This is a genomic window from Xanthocytophaga flava, from assembly GCF_030068545.1.
Lineage (GTDB): Bacteria > Bacteroidota > Bacteroidia > Cytophagales > 172606-1 > Xanthocytophaga > Xanthocytophaga flava.
Genome location: NZ_JASJOR010000007.1, coordinates 209735 through 228562, shown reverse-complemented (window position 1 = coordinate 228562; position 18828 = coordinate 209735). Strand labels below are relative to the sequence as shown.

The following is an 18828-nucleotide window of genomic DNA, read 5'->3' as shown; positions in this document are numbered from 1 at the left end:
AAGGCTACAAAAACAATAAAGTCATTTTTTATATTTTTTCTTTTCTGGTTTTCTTTATTGTTTTGTCATTGGATTTTCATTAAACTAAATTAATCGTATTGACATGGCGAGTTACAACAAAATCACATTAATCGGCAATGTAGGTCGTGACCCAGAAATCCGTCAACTAAGTCCCGATCGTAAAGTGGTTAACTTTTCTATTGCTGTTAATGATGCATACACAGATCGGAATGGTGTAAGACATGAGAAAACAGAGTGGTTTAGAATAGAGTTCTGGAATCAAAAAGCTGATGTTGTTGAAAAATATGTACGCAAAGGCACTCAGATATTTGTAGAAGGCAAACTTAGTGTACGCACTTATCAGGATAAAGATGGCAAAGATCGTTATTCTTTAGATGTACTAGGTACTGATTTTACGCTGCTTGGTTCCCGTGAAGGAGGCGATCAGGGAGGTTCCGGATATTCTTCTGGTGGTAATTCATCTGGTTCTGGAAATACGTATACACCACAGGCAACTACGAAAGAAATAGATCCTCCTCTACCTCCAGCGGGTGATGGTGATGACGATTTGCCATTCTAACTACTAAATAGTTTGTAAAAGACCGATTGTAGCCTCATATTTACTACAAATACTCATCAACAAGTATTCTGAGCACTTTATGTTCAGAATACATTTGACTATTTCAATCATTTCTACAAACGTTTTTTTACGTCTTTGGAAAATAGTACAGATACGGACGATCCTTTATCGTATGGGGTGTTTGCTTTCAATATAGCAAGCACCTTATCTGCTTTTTATGTATCTACAGTTGTTCTACTCATACTTTTTCTGTTTCTTTCTTCACTCTTCTCAAATGTTGAGACATTATTTTCGTCCCTGACAAACACAAATCAAAAGAACGATCTTAGATCTTCACTCAGCCTCCCTCCTTTTCTTAATCATCTTTTTAGTAAGTCTAAACACCTTCTGGCTGTTCTAGTCCTCGCAAACTATTTGCTAACAATAGCTCTTAGTATTTTACTTATTTATGTGGTCTGGTATACACAGGGTTCTTATGCGATTGGTATTTTCACCAAAATAGTACTAATTTTTCTTATAAGTTTTGTTGTTATCTTTTTTGAGGAAGTATTGCCTAAAATTTACAAATGGAATAAATCTCCATTGGGTAAGGCAACCTCTTATATTATTCTTATAGCCTACTGCCTGTTATTTCCTTTTGTATGGCTATTACTTAAAATAACACATTATATAGAGGTTTCGCTTCATAAGAAAGGATATAAGATATCCGCAGATGAACTTACTCATGTGCTGGAAACAGATACATCTTCGACTACAGAAAATGAAAAGCAGTTTCTACAAGGAATTGTAAACTTCAGTACAATTCCTTCAAAACAAATCATGCGTCCTCGTCTGGACATTACTGCATTTCCGATGGGTCTGGATTTTCATGAACTCATGGACAAGATAAATAAGTCAGGTTATTCTCGTGTCCCTATATATAACGACACTATTGATGAGATTGCAGGCATTCTATATATTAAAGATCTTCTACCTTATCTTGATAAGGATGAATACTTCGATTGGAAACATTTTCTTCGTACACCTTACTTTATTACCGAAAACAAACGGATAGATGACTTATTATATGACTTTCAGATCCGTCGTGTTCATATAGCGATTGTTGTTGACGAGTATGGTGGAACATCCGGACTCATCACAATGGAGGATATCATTGAAGAGATTCTGGGAGATATTCAGGATGAATTTGACGAAGAAGAGAAATCTTTCACTCAAATTGACACAAATACCTATGTTTTTGAAAGCAAAACTCTTTTGAATGACTTTTTTAAAATCCTGGAGATAGATTCAGAAATCTTTGATGAAGTTCGGGGAGATAGTGAATCACTGGGAGGATTATTACTGGAGTTATTTACAAGGTTACCACTTGCAGGTGAAAAAGTACGGTATAAAGACTGGATATTCTCAGTCCTTTCCGCAGATACCAAACGCATCAAACGAATTAAAGTTACTATAGAAACCGAATCATAGAAATAGATCAACTCTATAAAAAAAGCCCTGAATTCATCAGGGCTTTCATATATTAAGCTTTTACTTTTACAGGCTTTAGCTGAATAATCTTTAACCAGCTCAATACCTTTATAATGGGATACGTTGGATCAAATTCAAACCACTTAGCAGCAAAGTTCAGACGATTAGGCAGTTTGTGATGGTTGTTCTGAAATAACTCTCCCATCATCAACACATCCATTATCAGAGAATTTTTAGACTTATCGTGATTATCGAAATTTGAATAACCGTACTTGTGACCGCTCCAGTTTACAATAGCTCCATGTACGGGTCCCATCAGAAAATGGATAGGTAGCAGGAAGAAAAATGCCCAATGCATATCCAACCATATAAAAGCAGCAATGTAAACTAATACATAAAATGTCCCCCATGCAATGCGAGAAGGCCATGAGTCTCCAATATTTTCTAGTGCTTTCCAGTAAGGATAATTACGATCAAACTGAGGCTCAGGGTCTTTACGGAAATTTACGTAATCGTTATAAATATCTTTTGTTTTCCACATCATTGTAAAAACATTCTCGGTATGATGTGGAGAGTGAGGATCCTTATCGGTATCACTATACGCATGATGCATCCGGTGCAGAATAGCATACCCTCTTGGACTTAAAAATGAAGACCCTTGCGATACGTATGTAAGAAGATAAAAAAACTTCTCCCAGAACATATTCATGGTAAACATTTTATGCGCAGCATACCGATGCAAAAAAAACGTCTGGCAAAATAATGAGATATACCAGTGGGCAAAGAAAAAAGCAAGTATAATCACTAGAAAAAGAAATTTTATATGTTAATAACTGAGAATGAATTCACTAATGGGTCTAGATCCGTATGGAAAATGTATGCAAAGTAGCCAAAGAATAAGATTCCTGCAATTTAAATCTGAACTTTTACACGTTTTCCAGAGGGAAAAACCGTTGCTCGCCTAACAAATTAGCTAAAACACTTTTATTGGCGTTCATACTAGGTTGATGTGTGAACGATAAACAAAGTGAAAAAGTTTCTTCATTTTATTAAAAATATGGCATAGACAGAGACTATTTTATTACGTCTTACTCCTGTGTATTTACATATTTTTCCCATTTTTCAAGAACAGATAAGAAGTCTTCGGGTAGTTCGCTATCAAATTGCATCCATTGACGGGTTTTGGGATGTTGGAAACCCAATGATTTGGCATGAAGAGCCTGTCGTGGTAAAAGTTTAAAACAATTCTCTACAAATTGTTTGTATTTGGTAAAGGTTGTTCCTTTAAGTATTCTATTCCCTCCATAGGTTTCATCATTAAACAAAGGATGTCCTATGTATTGCATATGGGCACGTATCTGATGTGTTCGTCCGGTTTCCAGGTTACATTGTACTAGCGAGATATAGCGTAATGCCTTGAGAGTTTTATAATGAGTAACTGCATGGCGACCAATATCACTGTCTGGAAATGCAGCTACAACCCGTCGGTCTTTGGGACTGCGACCCAGATTAACATTAACTGTTCCTTCGGGTGGATTGACCTCGCCCCACACCATTGCATAATAAGTTCGTTCAATACTATGATCATAGAACTGCCGGGCCAGATGGGCCATTGCCAACTCTGTCTTTGCAACAACCATAAGCCCTGAAGTATCTTTATCAATGCGATGTACCAAACCTGGCCGGCCTTCCCCATTTTGTGTAGTGGGTAGATTTTGAAAGTGATAAGCTAACGCATTTACTAATGTGCCTGTCCAGTTCTGGTATGCTGGGTGTACTACCATGCCGGCAGGTTTATTGATAACCAATAATTCGTTATCTTCATAGACAATATTCAGCGGAATATTTTCCGGAATAACTTCTGTATCCCGTGGAGGCTCAGGTAATGATACAGTTATTACATCCAATGGCTTAATCTTATAGCTTGATTTGACAACTTTATCATTGACTTTAACAGATTCTGCTTCGATTCCCTGTTGTACTTTATTACGTGTAGCATTCGGAATGCGATCCATCAAAAACTTATCTATTCGTACTAAGGACTGCCCTTTATCCACTACAATGCGATAATGTTCATACAAATCCCCATCTTCATTTAACTCATTATTTTCACTAAAATCACTGTTCATGTTTTTGCTTCATTAAAATAGATTATTAACTCAATCGTAAAAATCAGTTTTCTTTGCAATTAGTATACTGCAATTCATTCTACAAGACCTCTAACTTATGCCAGAAGAGCTGTTTCATAAAAGACCTACACCCATTCAACCTATTTATAGTGCTGTGGCCGAAAAAGCTGGGGTACAATGGCTAATTAAACGTGACGATCTGATCGACCCACAAATATCAGGGAATAAATGGAGAAAATTAAAATACAATTTACAATGTGCAAAAGAACAGGGATATAAAACATTGCTAGCATTTGGAGGGGCTTACTCCAATCACCTCTATGCAGTAGCCGCTGCGGGTTCTTTATTTGGGTTTGAAACAGTTGGTATTATACGAGGTCAGGAAATTACTCAGTTGTCTCCAACTCTTCAGTTTGCTCAAATCTGTCATATGCAACTGGAGTTCTGGCCGAGAGAAGAATATCGTTTAAAGGATAAATCAGAGTTATTTAAGAAGATTCAGGAGCACTATGGTTCATTTTACATGATTCCCGAAGGTGGTAGTAATGCATTAGCAGTGAAAGGTTGCACCGAAATTATTCAGGAAATAAATATCCCCTTTGATTATGTTAGCTGTGCCTGTGGAACGGGTGGGACTGTAGCGGGCTTGATTGCAGGACTGGAGGGCAAGAATACATGTCTGGGCATACCTGTATTAAAAGGAGGCGACTTTCTGAAAAGCGATATTCAGGAATTACTCTCACAGTATTATTTACAGGAAGATCAGCCGGTTCCTACGTTTAGAAACTGGCATCTTGAGACAAGCTACCATTTTGGTGGATATGCCAAAACTACTCCTGAATTACTTTCTTTCATTCATCGCTTCGAACAGGAAAATAACTTCCTGATTGACCAGGTTTATACAGCCAAAATGCTTGCTGGAGTAGAAGACCTTATCCTGCAGGGTAGATTTAAACGAGGAGATATCATTATCTCCGTTCATACAGGAGGCCTACAGGGAAGGCTTCCCCAATTATCAAACCTGTAAACTATTATTTCCAGGCAGACTTATTTCTGGGTGCTTTGGCAGCATAAGCCTTTTTGCCACTATGAGCAGGGTCTACAGAGGTACAGGCAACAGCAGTAATAAGGATAAGAACAATAGCAATACTGGTTTTCATAGCTGTGAAAATAGAGAGTGAACAAAATTTTTGTAAAGGGACTGATTGTATATAAAAGTAAGTGCAAAGCTATTCCAACCAGACACTTACTCTATTAGCTATTATAAAGTGAAAATATAATTAGCTGGCCAGAAGGACATCCTGGGAGTCAATAGTAGATTTCCCAAGTAATTGGCGTATACGTTGTTTTAACTGAGATTTGGATAAGGGCTTGATCGTAAAGTCTGTGGCACCAGCATGTATATATAAATTGCGCTCTGTAACTTTATCAAGATCTGACAAAATTAGAATAGGAGTATTTCTATGAGCAATATTAGAGCGTAACTCTTTAATAAAATCGACACTGTTCAAGTAAGGCATACCTGCATCTGCAATAATCAGATCAGTGTGGTTTCCTTTTTCCAGCCAGTCTATAGCTTCGAGGCCATCATTTTTTACAATAAGTTTGTATTCACTTCCCAATACCGCCTCGAATGTTTTTATAACTGAGCTTTCTGTCTGGATTATTAGCAATTTTTCCTGCATGAGAATATCTGTTTACATCTGTTTAACACTAGTACATACTTGTGGCGAAGAAATTTGATTCGCACCTTTGAAGATAAGTACGCCTAAGAGTGAAAATGTAAAACCAGTATATGGCCTCAACTTGTAATTTTGCCATTATGCCCTGTTAAAACTATAAGAATAAGTTCCAGAGTTAGAAATACGCCTATGGTTTTATAGGGTAAAATGATGAGTAGGAGAAACTAAATATTTGAAAATGAATTGTATTTCCTATTTAACTAAAGAAAAAGGTTGCGAATTGGAAATAAACTCTTATAAGTAATAAAAGTGATGGGTTTGTTAAAAAAAGAGGATTAAAACAGGGCTCTGTATTGTAAAAAGGACATTCCTGTGACTTTTTATGTGATTTTAGAATTTAATCAAAGAAAGAAGGATATACAAAACAATGATTAATGGAAGTGCCGCAAACTGCAGGAAAATAATTAAACTAAGGGAAAGTAGCAGGAACAGGTAACGGACTTTATTATTAGCTATAGAAAAATCTTTGAATTTTAAGGCAAATAAAGGAATTTCTGAAGTCATCAGAAAACTCATTATCAATATATAGCCACATAACACAATCGGATTAAGGATATAGGTACTCCACTGAGGATGTTGCCACAAAATGAGTGGCAATGCTCCTACAAATAATGCATTGGCAGGTGTAGGCACTCCTATAAATGAATCTGTCTGGCGGGTGTCTACATTAAACTTAGCAAGTCTTAAGGCAGAGAATATGGTAATCAGGAATGCAATGTAGGGCAGTACAATAAACAATTCCAGGCTATAATCATTATTCATTAGGCTTCGCTGCAAGAGTTTATATAACATTATTCCTGGTAGAACTCCAAATGTGACACAATCAGCCAATGAATCTAACTCTTTACCTATCGCTGAATGTGATTTAAGTATCCGGGCAGCAAATCCATCGCCGAAGTCAAGCACTGCGGCCAACCCAATCATATAGGCGGCAAAGTTAAGATTAGTCTGAGAAATAAGATCATTCTGAAAAACCTGAACTATACCCACACATCCACAAAACAAGTTTCCACATGTAAAAATATTAGGAATATGTCTTTTCATAGTTGGTAGTGGTGGTTTTTAATTCAATTTTCAGTTTAGTATAAAGCTCCCTATTATTATCCTATATTCATCAGACTTTAAAACAGGAAGTGCTCAAAGAAACATATTTTCATCTAGCAAACCAAACATACAATACGAGTTCATACTAATAACTATTTCTCCTGTTGTTACGCTTCTAAAAACAAAAGCAGAGTTTGACACTCTGCTCTATACCCCTTATACTATAAACAACTTTGTTAATACCCCTTTGTCTCACCAGCAAAGGATGTACTAACAGATTCATCGGTTTGTATGTTCCAACGTTTCTTCGCTTCCTCCAGCATAGCTACTGTAGCTGTAGCGCCTATACGGGTTACGCCCAGTTCTTTTGCTTTTAGTAGTTCATCCAATGTACGTATACCACCAGCAGCTTTTACCTGTACCTGAGGAGATGCATGTTCACGCATAAGTTTCAGGTCATGTTCAGTTGCTCCTTTGTAATTATAGCTACCATCTGCCTGTTTTACATAGCCATATCCGGTTGATGTTTTGATGAACTCAACTCCAATTTCACTACATATTTCACATAGTTTAATCTTATAGGAATCATCTGGCAGAAAATCATTTTCAAATATTACTTTCAGGATGGCATTATGGGTAGTACAGGTATCGTGAATTTGTTTGATTTCATCTGATATATATGCCCAGTCATGGCTGAGTACTTTACCTATATTAACCACCATATCAATTTCAGTAGCTCCATCCAGACAGGCTTTTTCCGTCTCTGCCACCTTTATTGCTGTTGTACTGTTCCCATGCGGAAAGCCAATAACTGTGCAAACCAGTACATCCGATCCTGCAAGCCAGGCTGCCGCCTGTTTTACAGCATACGGTTTAATACAAACAGATGCTGTGTGATAGGCTTTGGCGAGTTCACATCCTTTTTTCAGATCTTCGTCTGTCATAGTTGGATGCAACAGCGAATGATCTATCATTTTGGCGAGTTCAGTGATTTTATCCATAACAAGTAAATTGGTTAATAAATAGTTATCTATGAATCAAAACTATTACTCAATGCATAATGAGTAGTGTTACAATATAAGGAACTGTATATATAGAAATCGGCACGATTTGTACCATAACGTCGATAAATATGTAGAATAGGCGCTCCGGTCATAAGACCTAATTGATCAGCAGTATTTTTATCTGCTACAATCGCCCTTATATCCTGTTCAACATTGATAATATCCAGATTGTAATGCACATGCAGTGTTTCAAACAAAGAATCTTTACCTAAATTATATTCCAGAAAGCCAGAGAGATCACTAGTAGGGATATAGGTATATTCGAGCATCACCGGGTGGTTATCAGCCAATCGAAGCCTTTCCAAATAGATACAGCCTACTTCAATCTCCCGCTCTGATAAAGGATAAAAGAAATCTTCTGGCCAGGGTTGTATAGTAGGCTTATGCAATATCTCTGTATTTACAGAAGTATGGGAGGCTCCTACTACCTCTGAAAATCCTTTAAATGAAAGTAGACCTAAGCTCTTTCGTTGTTGACTTACTACACTTCCCTTGCCTCTGTGTTTATAGATTAGTTTTTCTTTCACCAGTTCGTCCAAAGCCTGCCTGACCGTTGCACGTGTGATATGATGTGTGGCACATAACTCGTTTTCTGAAGGCAGAAGAGTTCCTTCCTGAAAAGTCCCAGTCAGAATCTGCTGTTTTAGCAACTGATGAAGTTGCTTGTAGTGAGGAATAGACATATAACAACTTGTATAGACAAGCAAAATAGTACTTCTTACTTGTCTATACAAGTTGTTATACCTTTTTTATTTTTGTGCTAACCAAGTTATTCCAATCAAATAGTATAAGATGCTAATCTGAACATTTTTTAGTTCAAATCTTTTTATTTACCTGATCAAAAAAATTTATTGAGAAATAAAAAAATGACCAGAATATCACTCATTTATCTGTTTGACTAGAATACCGATCATATTCAGAAAATATTCGAATAACGGTCATTTTCTCATTTGACCTAAATTCTGTTCACTTTTGAGTTTGACCGGAGTTTAGGTCATTATTGTCAATAATTGGAACTCCAGTCAAAATGAAGAAATATCAGAATATTGATTATGATTCAGGTGTCTTCCACAATTCAACAATCCGGTTTTGGACCACACTCTTATCTGTTTGTAAGAGAAAGTCTTCAAAATCGTTAAATTGACTTTTAAAACGAACAATAAAAGCTCCCAGTTCTTTACCTGACAAGCCTGTTAGTTCCATTACCACAGTTCCATTAAATTTCTCATTCATAATCTTTGCCTCTTCTTCCCTAATCTGTTCCCTTTTGATCTGCTCATCCAATTGACTTTCTGGGAAGTATGCATTGATCATAGGTAGATACTGATCCCGATCTTCCAGGTATTCATAAGTTTTTGTTATCTGATGTTCTTCCAGCCACTGTACAAAACGTTGTATAGTAGTTCGGGTTTCGATACGTTGCTCTGTTACCTTCGAAGGTTCAACAAATGGCTTTACAGAGAAATAAGGGGATTGTATGGCCCAACTAAACATGTCATCTAATGTATCAAACCCCTTTACCCATTGTTCATAAGACAATCCAAGAAAACCTACTATCTTTTCCATATTTTGAGATACAGGTAAGTCCTTCTTGTAATGCCCATCATCACGACGATACACATAGAGTAAACCTTCCTCTCCATATTTCAGGTTAAAGCGGCGGAACATTTTACCGAGTATGTTACCCAGATCATTAAAACACATAAAGTTATAGGTACTTTCAAAGTATTGGTGGCCGACAGTAAAATAATCTACCTGGAAGTTCATAAAGCTAGTTGAAAACACATGCCCTACTGATTTGAACTCTTTCAACTGTAACTCTATGATAATATCTGCTTTCACTCTTTCCCAGTTCCCATCAAAGGCATTCGATGAGACTATAATATCCAGGTCTCCAAAATCAGGTTTGGAAGCGTAATACCTGGGGATGCGATACAACGAACCAAAAGTCTTATCCAGAAAAGGTTTTAGTGTAGCTTCTACTTTCTGATAATCAGACTTAGAAAGTCGGCCAAGTTTAAAAAGATTGCCACCCATACATAATTGAGAAAAGCGTTTATACAAAAACAGGACTGGAAGTTATCTCTTTCTCCAATCCTGTTCTATTCATTAAAAATATTTTGAGCTACTTCCTTTCTTTTTACCCCCTCTGCTTTTCGAACTGTCTCTTCTTTTATCTTTAGAGGGTTCTTGGAGAGGTTTTCCATCCGGAAAGTTTACCAGGGTCAGATCAATGCTTCGGCGTTCAAGATTAGTAGCTTTGACTCTTACAGTCACCTTATCTCCGAAAGTAATAATCCGTTTGGTTTTACGGCCTATGATACGGTAATTTTCCGGGTCATGCTCGTAATAATCGTCTGTCAGATCACTGATACGTACCATTCCTTCACAACGGGTTTCAATCATCTCTACAAAGACGCCAAATTCAGTTACACCTGTCACTAATCCTTCATAGTCTTTCTGTTCGGCATTTTTCATAAACTCAACCTGTTTGTATTTGATTGAGGCCCGTTCTGCATCAGAAGCAACTTTCTCCCGTTCAGAAGAGTGCTTACACTGATCTTCATATACATTACGGTCAGGTGCCTTTCCTGCGTTCAGATACAGTTGCAATAACCGATGCGCCATCATATCCGGATAGCGTCTGATTGGTGAGGTGAAGTGTGTATAATGCGCGAAGGCCAGTCCGAAATGGCCTAGCGGTTCTGTACTATAGCGAGCCTTTGCCATAGTGCGTATCGCCAGGTTTTGCAAGGTAAATTGCTCCGGTTTGCCTTCCAGATCTTCAATCAGCTGATTCATAGAATCTGCAATCTTACCGGACTCGGTTTGTATTTTATATCCAAACCGACGTATAAAAGAAGCAAAAAGTTTTACCTTTTCATTATCCGGAGATTCATGAATACGATACACCATTGTATTCTTTTCCTTGCCTTTTTTGTATTTATATACCCATTCGGCTACTTTTTTATTGGCAAGCAGCATAAATTCTTCAATCAGCTTATGGGCATCTTTCCGGATTTTAGGGTATACAGCCAAAGGAACACCTTTTTCATCCAGTTTAAATTTCACCTCTATCGTTTCAAAACTCATTGCTCCGTTTTTGAAACGATCTTCTTTCATCTGTTTGGCAATGTCATTCAGTAGTCTCAGATCCTCTGCAAAATCGCCACTTTCTCCTTCCAGAATCCGTTGTACTTCTTCATACGTAAACCGACGATTGGAATGAATGATGGTTCGGCCAAACCATTCATTATAAATCTTGCCAGTCTCATCCATCTCAAATACAGAGGAGAAAGTAAGCTTATCTTCATTGGGACGCAACGAACATAAGTCGTTGGACAATCGTTCGGGAAGCATTGGAATCGTACGATCAACCAGATATACGGAGGTAGCTCTTGCAAAGGCTTCCCGTTCCAGAGAAGTACCGGGAGTGACATAATGCGTTACATCTGCAATATGAACACCTATTTCCCAATGTCCGTTTTCCAGCTTTCGGATAGACAAGGCATCATCAAAATCCTTTGCATCTTCAGGGTCTATGGTAAAGGTAACAATATCCCGAAAGTCACGACGTTTCGCCACTTCGGACTCTATATCATTACGAATTGCTTTTGCTTCTGCTTCTACTTCTTCCGAAAAGCGGAATGGTAGCCCAAACTCGGCCATGATGGAATGCATCTCAGTTTCGTGTTCCCCAGCTTTACCCAATACCTCTGTTACCTTTCCCTGTGGACCTTGTTCTGCATCTCCCCAGTGGGTAATTTTGACCAACACTTTTTCTCTGTCCTTTGCATTTCCAATCGAGTCCAGTGGTATGTATATATCGGCATACATCTTCCGATTATCAGGAATTACAAAAGCGTGTCGCTTGGTAATCTCAATGATTCCTACATATTCATCCTTTTTCCTTTGTAAAATCTCCGATACTTCCCCTTCAGGCTTACTACCTGCACGATGCATGTATACTACTACATTTACTGTATCCCCATCCAGTGCTCCGTTTAGATTACTGCTATGTACCCATATATCTTTCTCATCATTTCCTACTACAATAAAGGCGTAATGTGGACTTACCCAATCTACTACTCCTGTCTTGGTTTGTGTTTTCGTATTATAGCGGTAAGTGCCATTAGACAACATAGATATTTCATCTGTCTCAATCAGAAAATCCAACATATCACGCAGAGACTTCTCATACCGGTCTCCTTTAAGTTGCAGCTTTTTAGCCAGTTGTTTCGCTGTGAATGCCTGGCTTCTGTTTTGTCTTAGTACAGACAGAATCTGCTCTTTAAGATTAATTGCTCTATCTTTTCCTGCAGATTTTTTAGTTTCTTTTTTCGTTCTCAAATCTTTTCAAGTTTAAAAAATGCAAAGAGAATGTATCTTCTCTATCATTTTGAATTAAGTTTATACCATTCTATGGGTTGCAATGGTTCTCTACGAACCTCTTTCTTCTCCGGACCATAATTTTTGGCTAAGTAGTCCAGTATTATGGGTTCATTTTCTCCCAGATCCCATAGATTTTGTTTTTGTTGCATCCAGCGGATACGTTCTTTCCATCCTTCACGTGTAGCACGATACTGAAGGATTAGTCTTGAAGAGTGACAGGCTGTACATTGTGCCCGGACCATATCAAATCCCGGAGCTATTTTTAATCCGGTTATAGAATCCAGCTTAGGAATTGAATCCTGTACAGTAGTTAAACCATTCCTTTCTGCTTTCCTCTGAAATTCCATCGTTGTCACCATTAGAAGTGCTCCTGCAATTCCAATTAAAAATAGTGTCTGAGCCTTTATAGATTGCATATTGTAATTGACTCAAGGATTATTCTACTTTTACAGCAATACGATGACAGGCATTGTTCAGGTACCCACCAGGATTCCATGCTGGAATAACCATAGGCTGAGATACACCTTTTGAATCCGTTGCTTTTGCCCATACTTCATAGTATCCTTTCTTTGGAAAGGGAATAGTTACAGACCACTGCTGCCAGGCCAGTCGGTTATGAGGTTTTCTCAGATCACAGATTATCCATGTAGCACCATAATCTATAGAGACCTGCATGGCCACCACCTCCAGATCTCCTGCCCAGGCATGTCCACGCAACTCAAGTGGTTTGCCATCCGGAACAATAGCTCCTGACTTCGGATATGTAATGACTGACTTTACAGGCATAGATTCAATAATCTTCAGCTCGCTGTCAGGCACTTTACTTCCTGGCTCTATGGGATGAGCAGGCACACGATAGGAATGTCCTTCCATTTTTGGGCCATCATGCTCTTTATTGCGTATAGAGATCCGGGAAAGCCATTTTCCAGAAACAGATGCAGGCCAGCCACCAATTACCAATCGTAACGGATAGCCATGAATTAGCGGAATATCTTGTCCGTTTAGAGCCCACGCAAGTAGCGTCTCTTCCTCCAATGCTTTCCTGATAGGAACTCCACGAGAAATAACAGGTTTGGAACTATCTCCACTTAAATGGACATCTTTTCCATAATAGCCAATGTATATGGCATCATCTTTAATTCCTATACTTTCCAGCACATCCCGCAGACGCACACCCGTCCATTCGGCGCAACTAACGCCTCCTTCGTGCCATTGATTACCTGAAGTTATTGGATAGTATCCCGAACGTCCATTACCGCCACATTCCAATACTAACCGATACGTATAAGGTTTGAATTTCTTTTTTAGTTCACTAAGCTTAAAAATTGTTTGCTTTTTGACAGACTCACCATCAATTGTCAAAGTCCAGTTCTTCAGATCTATACTTTCAGGTGTATTCCCATTATTACGTATAAACATCTTATCTACAGGAGTTATTTCATCATCCAGTAAGTGTGGCGGAGTTTCAACATTCCAGGGACGATCGTTCAGAATGACCAAATCCTTATGTTTGCCAGCAGGTAAGCTTAATGGATTATCTGCCTGTAAGGCTAATGGTGTGTGCCAGCGGGGCATATTTTCAGCAAAAACGATTTGGGTCCCCAACGTAGCGCTGAATGCTCCTACCAGGCTTTTTCGTAAGAATCCTCTGCGATCCCATAGCGGTTTGTTATCGAATGGATCTGCCATAGTATTGTGTATTTATCTGAAAAATCAGGTTAAAATCAGGTTTTATTGCTTATAAATGTAGATAAAAAGAAAAAACAAGCCAAATCTTTCTGGGTTATTACCCATTTGAGCACTTATCTATTTCTTTTATTACCCAACTGTGGAGAAGTTGCTTCACTACACCCAGGTTTTCTTCGTTTATACACTTTTTTGTGTATTGGTATGTTATTTTATCTTCTTTGGGTGTCGGAATGAAGACGAAAGTTCTGAAAATAACAAAGTTACAATTATCAAAAATTAATTTAACATACCAGTTATATGAAAAAGCTAATGTTAAGTGCCGCTATCCTGCTAGTATCGTATGGTGTATTTGCTCAGCAATCCCCTGCGTCAGGAAACAAAAGAGATACCGTGTATCAAAATCCAAATGTACCTAGTACACCTACGCCAGGAACACCATTACCTACACCGGTTCCAAGTACCCCAGGCAGAACAACACCAAGTACAACAGTTCCAGGTCAATCACAAGGTGTGCCTAATACTGGAGTACCTAGCCAAAGTCAGGGTATACCAGAACAGACTATGCCAAGCCAGACAATACCTCAGAGTGTACCTAGTCAAACACCTGGTCAGCAACCACAACAAACCGTTCCTTCTGGAAATGGCAACAAAATCCAGGGAGCAGATTCAAGTGGTAGAGTTCCTTCTCAGAATCAAACCAAACGAACTACTACTACCACTCAGAAAAGTACAACAGTAAAGAAAAAATCAACTAACAATTCCTCCCGGAAGGATTCTCTTAAATAGAAAATAACACATTAAAAGAGCAGAGATTTAAATCTCTGCTCTTTTAATCTATTCAAGTTAGATAAACAAGATAACTTCTTGAGTATCCATATAATTTGACTATAAATATACCGCTATGAAAACGATATTAATGTTATTTGGTATGGGATTGCTTTCATTTGCTGGAATCGCTCAGCAAAATGGTAAAACCAATGAACAACAGAATAAACCCAAATCTACCAGTCAATCTTCAAATAAGAATCAGAGCACAAACAACCAAAACGTCAATCGGAATGAGGATAGAGCAATTGGGAATAAGAATGACAAAGATCAGACTATAGATACTAGCAGAGGCACGGGTTCAACTACTCCTCATGAAAAAACACCAGCTGAGAGAAAAGCGGAAGCAAAGCCAGATCCTACCAGCACCAATTCCAATACACCTAACGCAATGACTGCAGAGCCAAGCCGTCCTGATCCAAGTACAGAGTATAACCGCAGTTCGAATGGAGGAATTGGGCTAGATACTATGAGACGTGATCCTTCAAAAGCCAATATGCAGAATGCTTCAGCTCCTTCACAGAAGGGTGAGGCAGTAACAAAAGGTCGTAATACAGTACCTACCCAACAAACTGACAAGGAATCTGATCAAAAAGACCCTTACCGAAAAGGGAAACCTCAATATAAAAAACCAATAAAAGAAAAACCGCTGTAGAGCGGTTTTTCTTTTTTAAAGTTCTATAGTCTGTGTTGTCTGATCTGACTTAAACAAATAGGTTTTTTTTTGACTCTTGTAAATTACATTCACAATGTTTACCTGATCATCAAATGACTCAAATAACAGTGTATTATTTATTTTTAACCCATTCGGTTCTTCTGTAACAGGAACCTCGAAGTAAAGCCAGGTAACATCTACTGTAATTTCTTTGCCTACCCAATTAATAGATTTCCTTGCATTTTTTGTATCTGTCAGTACAAAATGTCTTGATAGATACTGCTTGATAAATGGATCTATTGTCGCATTGTCTTCTACTTTTAATGTACGTTTATTTTCCTTGGAAAGTGCAGTTTCCAGATCATCAGAGAATACACGCAAACTTACTTCCAGCGATTTTGTAGCAGGATTATAATGGATTTCTGCCAAACTGGAGTGAAATTCATGTTTTCTGAATGAAGAAAGAATGAAAATTGAAAAAACGAGACCAAGAGTTAAAAGAAAACGATGCTTTCCTAAAGAGTTATTCATATGATAAGAGAATACACAATAGCCTATTATCTGTTTACTACATTAAATATTTGCGTAGTACATCATCCTGCATCACATTTTTGTAGGTGATATTCAGATCCTGCATTCGTTGTAGTAACGCTGTCAGATCATCTTTATTGGTAAGTTCAATCCCTACCAATGCAGGACCATATTCACGATTCGTACTTTTCAGGTATTCAAACCGAACAATATCATCTGTTGGTCCTAATACCTGTTGCAGGAATCGTAATAATTGACCTGGTTTCTGAGGGAATTCTACAATAAAGTAATGTTTTAATCCCTCATAAATCATACTACGATCTATTACTTCCGCATAGCGTGCAATGTCATTGTTGCCGCCACTTATAATACATACAACTTTCTTGCCAGCAATATCTTCCTGAAGCTGTTCCAGAGCCGCTACAGAGACTGCTCCGGCAGGTTCTGTAATAAGACCCTCATTCTGATACAACTCAATCATAACCGTACAGGTTTTTCCCTCTGGTGAAGCAATAACCTTGTCTACATACCTGCGAACAAATTCAAAGGTTAGGTTACCTGCTTTTTTTACAGCTACCCCATCCATAAAGTTATCGATCTTGTCAAGCACTTTAGGATATCCGGCCTTCAATGCCTCTACCATTTTAGGCGCTCCTTGCGGATCTACTCCTACAATCTGAATAGAAGGTTGTTTTGACTTCATATAATAGGATACACCCGCTGCCAATCCACCCCCTCCAACAGGGCATATTACCATATCTACATCTGGCATTTCCTCCAAAATCTCGTAGGCTACAGTACCTTGACCTGCAATAGTATTAAGGTTATCAAAGGCATGCACATAGGTCATCTCTCTCTCGGTACAATACAAACTGGCAGCATGCGCAGCCTCATCATAGGTATTTCCAACTAGTTCAATACGAACCCAGTCTTCTCCAAACTGACGTACACGTTCAATTTTCTGACGAGGGGTTACCTGTGGCATGAAAACAATACCTTTGATTTTCATCTGGCTACAGGCAGATGCAAATCCCTGAGCATGGTTACCAGCACTGGCACAAACTACACCCTTTGCCCGTTGTTCATCTGTAAGATTGTAAATATTATAGTATGCCCCCCGAATTTTATAGGATCTAACTGCCTGCAAGTCTTCTCGTTTGAAATAAATCTCAGCGCCATATTTTTTTGATAGGCGAGCATCGTATTGTAGTGGTGTCCGTACCACTACATCTTTAAGTACACTGTAGGCTTTCTCAACGTCTATCGTCAGTGCATCTGTAGGAGGGGCAATCATAGGAATTTCAGAATTCGTAATGCAAAATGAAGGGTTCTATTCAACTGTTTTTTAAGAAGCTATCCTTTGAGTATCAAAGTTATACTAGCAAAAAAGAAAAACCTCTGCAAAGGTACAACTCTTGCAGAGGTTTATATAGCAAATGTCAGAAAATCATTTATCTGGCCATGTCAACTACGTAACGCCTGCTCGATATCTCCAATAATGTCTGAAACATGTTCCAGACCTACGGAAATTCGAATCAGACCGTCATCAATACCAACCGCTGCTCGTTCTTCAGGTTTTAATTTGGAATGAGTAGTGATAGCTGGGCTAGTAGCAATACTACGGGTATCACCCAGATTGGAGCTGAATGAAACCAGTTTTAGTGAGTTTAGTACCGATTTTGCCTTTGCCAGTCCGCCTTTTACAATAAAGCTTACCATAGGGCCACCCAGCCGCATTTGTTTCTTTGCTAGCTCATATTGTGGATAGGATGGCAAAAACGGATAGATTACCTTTTCAACGTCAGGTTGTTTTTCCAGCCATTCTGCTAATTGGTGGGCGTTCCGACAATGTTGTTCCATTCGAACTGCCAGCGTTTCCAGACTCTTTGAAAGAGTCCAGGCATTCAAAGGTGATAGAGAGGGCCCGGTATGGCGAGCAAAGAAACGGATTTCTTTGATCAGCTCTCTTTTACCCACAATTGCGCCCGCCAACACACGTCCCTGGCCTTCCATAAACTTGGTAGCCGAATGTGTCACAAGGTGCGCGCCATACTTGATTGGATTCTGTAAATAAGGTGTTGCAAAGCAATTATCTACATTCAGAATAATGCCATGTTTGTTTGCCAGCGCACCTAACCATTCCAGATCAATCATATCTAATGAAGGATTGGAAGGAGTTTCAACAAAGATCATCTTTGTATTAGGCTGGATTAATCCTTCCCAGGTTTCAGGCTTGTCTATATCCGCATAAGTATGTGTAATACCCCAGCGAGGAAAGATCTGAGTCAGAATCTGATGTGTAGATCCGAATAATGAACGGGAAGCCAGTATGTGATCACCGCTACTTACTAGGGCCGCCATACTTGTAAACATAGCAGCCATCCCTGTCGCTGTAGCAATACCATCCTCTGCACCCTCTAACGCACATAGTTTGTCAATAAACTCACTCGTATTAGGATTTGAAAAACGAGTATAGATATTTCCGGGAATCTCATCTGCAAACAAAGCACTGGCCTGATCTGCATCTTCAAATGTAAAACTAGACGTTAAAAATAAGGGAGTAGTATGTTCCCGGAATGGAGTCTGTTCCGCACGTACGCGAACGGCATTGGTTTCAAACTGGCTGCTCTTTTTTTTCATGTATCTCGGAATGCGTTTTATAGAAACGCAAATGTAGTATGATCTCTAGTATATTTACTTAGGAAAA

19 protein-coding genes are annotated in these 18828 nt (G+C 38.6%); 5 read left to right on the top strand and 14 right to left on the bottom strand.

Annotated elements, in window-relative coordinates; all coding sequences use genetic code 11:
* Nucleotides 1–103: 103 nt before the first annotated feature.
* Both QNI15_RS13010 and gldE read left to right on the top strand, forming a co-directional pair.
* Nucleotides 104–580, top strand: coding sequence for a single-stranded DNA-binding protein (locus QNI15_RS13010; RefSeq protein ID WP_313976714.1), 477 nt, complete (start codon nucleotides 104–106; stop codon nucleotides 578–580).
* A gap of 177 nt (nucleotides 581–757) precedes the next feature.
* Complete coding sequence (gene gldE / locus QNI15_RS13005; RefSeq protein ID WP_314032116.1) at nucleotides 758–2050, top strand: gliding motility-associated protein GldE; 1293 nt, start codon at nucleotides 758–760, stop codon at nucleotides 2048–2050.
* 52 nt (nucleotides 2051–2102) lie between these two features.
* On the opposite strand, the gene QNI15_RS13000 is transcribed toward gldE, so the two are convergent.
* On the bottom strand, nucleotides 2103–2855 hold the full coding sequence (locus QNI15_RS13000; RefSeq protein WP_313999807.1) for an acyl-CoA desaturase: 753 nt from the start codon (nucleotides 2853–2855) through the stop codon (nucleotides 2103–2105).
* Between the two features lie 283 nt (nucleotides 2856–3138).
* Nucleotides 3139–4179 (bottom strand): RluA family pseudouridine synthase, encoded by a 1041-nt coding sequence (locus QNI15_RS12995; RefSeq protein ID WP_313999805.1) that lies wholly within the window; start codon nucleotides 4177–4179, stop codon nucleotides 3139–3141.
* 97 nt (nucleotides 4180–4276) lie between these two features.
* On the opposite strand from QNI15_RS12995, the gene QNI15_RS12990 reads away from it, so the two are divergent.
* Nucleotides 4277–5206 (top strand): 1-aminocyclopropane-1-carboxylate deaminase/D-cysteine desulfhydrase, encoded by a 930-nt coding sequence (locus QNI15_RS12990; protein WP_314032078.1) that lies wholly within the window; start codon nucleotides 4277–4279, stop codon nucleotides 5204–5206.
* 4 nt (nucleotides 5207–5210) lie between these two features.
* Here QNI15_RS12990 and QNI15_RS12985 read toward each other — a convergent pair whose 3' ends face one another.
* From QNI15_RS12985 to QNI15_RS12945, 9 genes are all read right to left on the bottom strand, one after another.
* Entirely contained in the window at nucleotides 5211–5339 is a 129-nt protein-coding gene (locus tag QNI15_RS12985) for a hypothetical protein (RefSeq protein ID WP_313976719.1), read from the bottom strand.
* Between the two features lie 120 nt (nucleotides 5340–5459).
* Nucleotides 5460–5864 (bottom strand): response regulator, encoded by a 405-nt coding sequence (locus tag QNI15_RS12980; protein ID WP_314032076.1) that lies wholly within the window; start codon nucleotides 5862–5864, stop codon nucleotides 5460–5462.
* Between the two features lie 387 nt (nucleotides 5865–6251).
* Nucleotides 6252–6965: a CDP-alcohol phosphatidyltransferase family protein gene (locus tag QNI15_RS12975; protein ID WP_314032074.1), complete on the bottom strand. Its 714-nt coding sequence runs from the start codon at nucleotides 6963–6965 to the stop codon at nucleotides 6252–6254.
* Between the two features lie 236 nt (nucleotides 6966–7201).
* A complete protein-coding gene (deoC, locus tag QNI15_RS12970) occupies nucleotides 7202–7966 on the bottom strand; it encodes a deoxyribose-phosphate aldolase (protein ID WP_314032072.1) in 765 nt (254 codons plus the stop codon).
* 29 nt (nucleotides 7967–7995) lie between these two features.
* Complete coding sequence (locus QNI15_RS12965) at nucleotides 7996–8712, bottom strand: GntR family transcriptional regulator (RefSeq protein ID WP_314032070.1); 717 nt, start codon at nucleotides 8710–8712, stop codon at nucleotides 7996–7998.
* Nucleotides 8713–9079: 367 nt separating this feature from the next.
* Nucleotides 9080–10066: a hypothetical protein gene (locus QNI15_RS12960; protein ID WP_314032068.1), complete on the bottom strand. Its 987-nt coding sequence runs from the start codon at nucleotides 10064–10066 to the stop codon at nucleotides 9080–9082.
* Nucleotides 10067–10138: 72 nt separating this feature from the next.
* Nucleotides 10139–12379 carry a ribonuclease R gene (gene rnr / locus QNI15_RS12955; protein ID WP_314032066.1) on the bottom strand — a complete coding sequence of 747 codons (2241 nt, stop codon included), beginning with the start codon at nucleotides 12377–12379 and terminating at the stop codon, nucleotides 10139–10141.
* Between the two features lie 44 nt (nucleotides 12380–12423).
* On the bottom strand, nucleotides 12424–12837 hold the full coding sequence (locus tag QNI15_RS12950) for a hypothetical protein (protein ID WP_314032064.1): 414 nt from the start codon (nucleotides 12835–12837) through the stop codon (nucleotides 12424–12426).
* 19 nt (nucleotides 12838–12856) lie between these two features.
* Nucleotides 12857–14110, bottom strand: a complete 1254-nt coding sequence (locus tag QNI15_RS12945; RefSeq protein WP_314032063.1) for a sulfite oxidase — start codon at nucleotides 14108–14110, stop codon at nucleotides 12857–12859.
* Between the two features lie 297 nt (nucleotides 14111–14407).
* On the opposite strand from QNI15_RS12945, the gene QNI15_RS12940 reads away from it, so the two are divergent.
* Complete coding sequence (locus tag QNI15_RS12940; protein WP_314032062.1) at nucleotides 14408–14896, top strand: hypothetical protein; 489 nt, start codon at nucleotides 14408–14410, stop codon at nucleotides 14894–14896.
* Nucleotides 14897–15011: 115 nt separating this feature from the next.
* Nucleotides 15012–15590: a hypothetical protein gene (locus QNI15_RS12935; RefSeq protein WP_314032060.1), complete on the top strand. Its 579-nt coding sequence runs from the start codon at nucleotides 15012–15014 to the stop codon at nucleotides 15588–15590.
* 15 nt (nucleotides 15591–15605) lie between these two features.
* On the opposite strand, the gene QNI15_RS12930 is transcribed toward QNI15_RS12935, so the two are convergent.
* The 3 genes from QNI15_RS12930 to QNI15_RS12920 form a co-directional block, all read right to left on the bottom strand.
* Nucleotides 15606–16121 carry a DUF6702 family protein gene (locus QNI15_RS12930; protein ID WP_313999782.1) on the bottom strand — a complete coding sequence of 172 codons (516 nt, stop codon included), beginning with the start codon at nucleotides 16119–16121 and terminating at the stop codon, nucleotides 15606–15608.
* A 37-nt stretch (nucleotides 16122–16158) separates the two neighbouring features.
* Entirely contained in the window at nucleotides 16159–17415 is a 1257-nt protein-coding gene (gene ilvA / locus QNI15_RS12925; RefSeq protein WP_314032058.1) for a threonine ammonia-lyase IlvA, read from the bottom strand.
* 170 nt (nucleotides 17416–17585) lie between these two features.
* A complete protein-coding gene (locus QNI15_RS12920; protein ID WP_314032056.1) occupies nucleotides 17586–18761 on the bottom strand; it encodes a trans-sulfuration enzyme family protein in 1176 nt (391 codons plus the stop codon).
* Between the last annotated feature and the right edge of the window lie 67 nt (nucleotides 18762–18828).

What these genes read in the sequence shown, in the direction of transcription:
- QNI15_RS13010 (WP_313976714.1), top strand. Translation starts at nt 104, where the DNA reads ATGGCGAGTTACAACAAAATCACATTAATCGGCAATGTAGGTCGTGAC.
- QNI15_RS12995 (WP_313999805.1), bottom strand. Translation starts at nt 4,179, where the DNA reads ATGAACAGTGATTTTAGTGAAAATAATGAGTTAAATGAAGATGGGGAT.
- QNI15_RS12990 (WP_314032078.1), top strand. Translation starts at nt 4,277, where the DNA reads ATGCCAGAAGAGCTGTTTCATAAAAGACCTACACCCATTCAACCTATT.
- QNI15_RS12985 (WP_313976719.1), bottom strand. Translation starts at nt 5,339, where the DNA reads ATGAAAACCAGTATTGCTATTGTTCTTATCCTTATTACTGCTGTTGCC.
- QNI15_RS12980 (WP_314032076.1), bottom strand. Translation starts at nt 5,864, where the DNA reads ATGCAGGAAAAATTGCTAATAATCCAGACAGAAAGCTCAGTTATAAAA.
- QNI15_RS12975 (WP_314032074.1), bottom strand. Translation starts at nt 6,965, where the DNA reads ATGAAAAGACATATTCCTAATATTTTTACATGTGGAAACTTGTTTTGT.
- deoC (WP_314032072.1), bottom strand. Translation starts at nt 7,966, where the DNA reads ATGGATAAAATCACTGAACTCGCCAAAATGATAGATCATTCGCTGTTG.
- QNI15_RS12965 (WP_314032070.1), bottom strand. Translation starts at nt 8,712, where the DNA reads ATGTCTATTCCTCACTACAAGCAACTTCATCAGTTGCTAAAACAGCAG.
- QNI15_RS12960 (WP_314032068.1), bottom strand. Translation starts at nt 10,066, where the DNA reads ATGGGTGGCAATCTTTTTAAACTTGGCCGACTTTCTAAGTCTGATTAT.
- QNI15_RS12950 (WP_314032064.1), bottom strand. Translation starts at nt 12,837, where the DNA reads ATGCAATCTATAAAGGCTCAGACACTATTTTTAATTGGAATTGCAGGA.
- QNI15_RS12945 (WP_314032063.1), bottom strand. Translation starts at nt 14,110, where the DNA reads ATGGCAGATCCATTCGATAACAAACCGCTATGGGATCGCAGAGGATTC.
- QNI15_RS12940 (WP_314032062.1), top strand. Translation starts at nt 14,408, where the DNA reads ATGAAAAAGCTAATGTTAAGTGCCGCTATCCTGCTAGTATCGTATGGT.
- QNI15_RS12935 (WP_314032060.1), top strand. Translation starts at nt 15,012, where the DNA reads ATGAAAACGATATTAATGTTATTTGGTATGGGATTGCTTTCATTTGCT.
- QNI15_RS12930 (WP_313999782.1), bottom strand. Translation starts at nt 16,121, where the DNA reads ATGAATAACTCTTTAGGAAAGCATCGTTTTCTTTTAACTCTTGGTCTC.
- ilvA (WP_314032058.1), bottom strand. Translation starts at nt 17,415, where the DNA reads ATGATTGCCCCTCCTACAGATGCACTGACGATAGACGTTGAGAAAGCC.
- QNI15_RS12920 (WP_314032056.1), bottom strand. Translation starts at nt 18,761, where the DNA reads ATGAAAAAAAAGAGCAGCCAGTTTGAAACCAATGCCGTTCGCGTACGT.